Below are 2544 nucleotides of genomic sequence, written 5' to 3' on the forward strand. Positions count from 1 at the left end.
ATCCCGACCTGTAAACACCTTTTTCAGAAAAAAATGCATTTAATGGGAACTTTTCTGAATATTGTTATTTTTCAACAACATAGTCGAAAAGCCATATCCAACCATAAAAGTCAGACACCAGTCCCCATCAGACTCTTGGTTGAAAAATCCCGTAAAGGTCCTGAAAAAGACCCGCAAAGACCGGGCTTTTACCGGGCAAAAAACATTGCGCCGGATCAAAATGATTCGAAAAAACCCAGATTACGGGCCGTTGATTCGTCTATCGGCCCAAAATCAGGTTCAACCCGTTTGATGTGATGCAATGCGCACGGTCATATTAAAGGTCATATTAACCGTGATAGTTCCGCCAATTTAGTCCAAAAGGACATATGATCCGGGCAAGGCCGCAAAATGGCGCAAAAGCAAATATGTGAACCTTTCCTTTACATTATGACCCGATGATAGGGCGAGATATCCATACCCCTCGTTATAAGACGGGCATCAGGGGACCGAAGGAAGATGATGAGACTGCGACAATATCTTATATGTGCCGCCGCCTTTGCGGGGCTCTCTCTTGCCGGGTGCTCTGGCACCAATCTTGTGCCCAATACGGGACCGGGCAGCAGTGAAGGCAAAGGTGGCCAACCTGGTCCGTCTTTCACCCAGTTCACAGATATTCCGATGCCGTCCAATTCGTCACTCGATATGGACAGAAGCATCATCTTTGGCGCATCCGATGCCTGGCACGGAAGGCTTGTCCTGAATGCTGGCGGGTCACAAGCGCAGATGTATGATTTCTATGAACGCGAAATGCCAAACTTTGGCTGGAGCAAGGTGACTGTGGTCCGCGCCGATATTTCGGTTCTGGTCTATGACCGTGAAAACCGGGTTGCGACCATCAAGTTGACCGGTGGCTCCTTTAGCGGGTCGGTGGTCGATATCACGGTATCGCCAAAGGGCTGATTGCCTGACCTACCAATCAGACGAAAACTTCGAAAACAAAAGGGTGCCAAACGGCACCCTTTTTTAATGCGAAACGCAATGGCGAGCTAATGAACTAGCGCGTACCGAACAGTCGGTCACCGGCGTCGCCAAGCCCCGGAACGATATAGGCCTTTTCATTCAGCTTCTCATCAAGGCCAGCGGTATAGATCGGCACATCCGGATGGGCATCCTGGAAGACCTTGACCCCTTCGGGGGCGGCAACCAGCGCCATGAAGCGGATGTCCTTGTCGGCAACACCGTATTTATTGAGCGTATCGATCGCCGCCACGGCCGAGTTCCCGGTCGCCAGCATCGGATCGACCAGAATAAAGGTACGGCCTTCGACTTCGGGCAGCTTGACCAGATATTCGACCGGCATGTGGGTTTCCGGATCGCGATAGAGGCCGATATGACCAATGCGCGCGGACGGCATCAGTTCAATCAGGCCATCTGCCATGCCCGAACCGGCGCGCAGGATCGGAACCACCGCCAGTTTACGGCCCTGAATGACCGGCGCCTTCATCGCGCAGATCGGCGTTTCGATGTCTTCATAGCTGACAGGAAGCTCGCGGGTGATTTCATAGCCCATGAGAAGGGCGATTTCCTTGAGCAACTGACGGAAGGTCTTGGTCGACGTGCTGACCTTGCGCATGTGGCTCAGCTTATGCTGGATCAGCGGATGATCAAGAATATGAAGGTTCGGGAAATCCTTGTGCGTGCTCATGTGCTATCGGCCATCCTGTCTTGCTTTGCAGCCGTTCCAATCAAGCGGCTGCCGGTCTGGTGTTTGAGAACCTAGCGCGTAGCGCCTTTACCCAAAGATGGCAAGCAGAATGCCCCAATCAGAGGACAAAAACAAACCCGATGACATGAATTCGGCAATTGAAGGCGCCAAGCCCAATAGAAAAGCGGGGCAGCCCATATGACCACCCCGCTCTGCAGTATTACTGCTATATATATATAGTGTGCGCCTTAACCGTACCCGGGATGCGCCCCCGATCTGATCAGTCTACGACGCGGTCATTGGGCTCTGCACGAACCGGGAAACCGTCAATCGAATGATCCGTCTTGATTTTGGCGGCATCATCGCGTGCCGCTGCAAGGTTGGCATAGGACCCGATCCGGACATAATACCAAGCCCCCTCGTCCTCTGGCCCGCGCACGACAACGGCGACTTCAAGTCCCTTGCCGCGCAGTTCCTCGGCACGCTGGCTGGCATTTTCATGCACCTTGAAGGCACCAACCTGAACCGAGAAAGGCTTGCTGGCATCTGATGCCGGGGCTGCTGGCGCTGGTTCCGGCGTGGTTTCAGCGGTTTCGGCCGCTAGTTCGGACGCCTCTGGCGCAGGTGCCTGTTCAGTAGTTGGCGCCGTTTCGGTCGCAGCAGAGTCTTGTGCGCCTTCAACCGATGGCGCTTCCGGTGCGGCTGGCGCATCGGTGTCGCCGGTTACGTCGCGAATTTCCGGGGCCGCAATCGCCTGTTCTTCCGAACCTGCGGCTTCTGCGGTTTCTTCGGTTTCAGCCACATTCGATGCGGCCTCGCTGCCAGCCGTGGCATCATCCGAAAGTGCCTCGGTACGC

At 54.3% G+C, this 2544-nt stretch carries 4 protein-coding genes; 2 read left to right on the forward strand and 2 right to left on the reverse strand.

From position 1 onward, the window contains the following. A partial coding sequence (locus B3Z49_RS20530) for a hypothetical protein (RefSeq protein WP_296994364.1) occupies positions 1 to 297 on the forward strand: 297 nt, incomplete at its 5' end. 201 nt (positions 298 to 498) lie between these two features. Next, positions 499 to 942: a hypothetical protein gene (locus tag B3Z49_RS20535; RefSeq protein WP_231959834.1), complete on the forward strand. Its 444-nt coding sequence runs from the start codon at positions 499 to 501 to the stop codon at positions 940 to 942. A gap of 94 nt (positions 943 to 1036) precedes the next feature. Here B3Z49_RS20535 and upp read toward each other — a convergent pair whose 3' ends face one another. Both upp and B3Z49_RS20545 read right to left on the reverse strand, forming a co-directional pair. Then, complete coding sequence (gene upp / locus B3Z49_RS20540; RefSeq protein ID WP_008892328.1) at positions 1037 to 1687, reverse strand: uracil phosphoribosyltransferase; 651 nt, start codon at positions 1685 to 1687, stop codon at positions 1037 to 1039. 280 nt (positions 1688 to 1967) lie between these two features. Further along, positions 1968 to 2544: SPOR domain-containing protein (locus B3Z49_RS20545; RefSeq protein ID WP_296994370.1), on the reverse strand; the 577-nt coding region annotated here is incomplete at its 5' end.

Source organism: Thalassospira sp. UBA1131 (genome assembly GCF_002311515.1).
GTDB lineage: Bacteria > Pseudomonadota > Alphaproteobacteria > Rhodospirillales > Thalassospiraceae > Thalassospira.

Coding starts and splice junctions, on each gene's coding strand:
- B3Z49_RS20535 (WP_231959834.1), top strand. CDS start 499: ATGATGAGACTGCGACAATATCTTATATGTGCCGCCGCCTTTGCGGGG.
- upp (WP_008892328.1), bottom strand. CDS start 1,687: ATGAGCACGCACAAGGATTTCCCGAACCTTCATATTCTTGATCATCCG.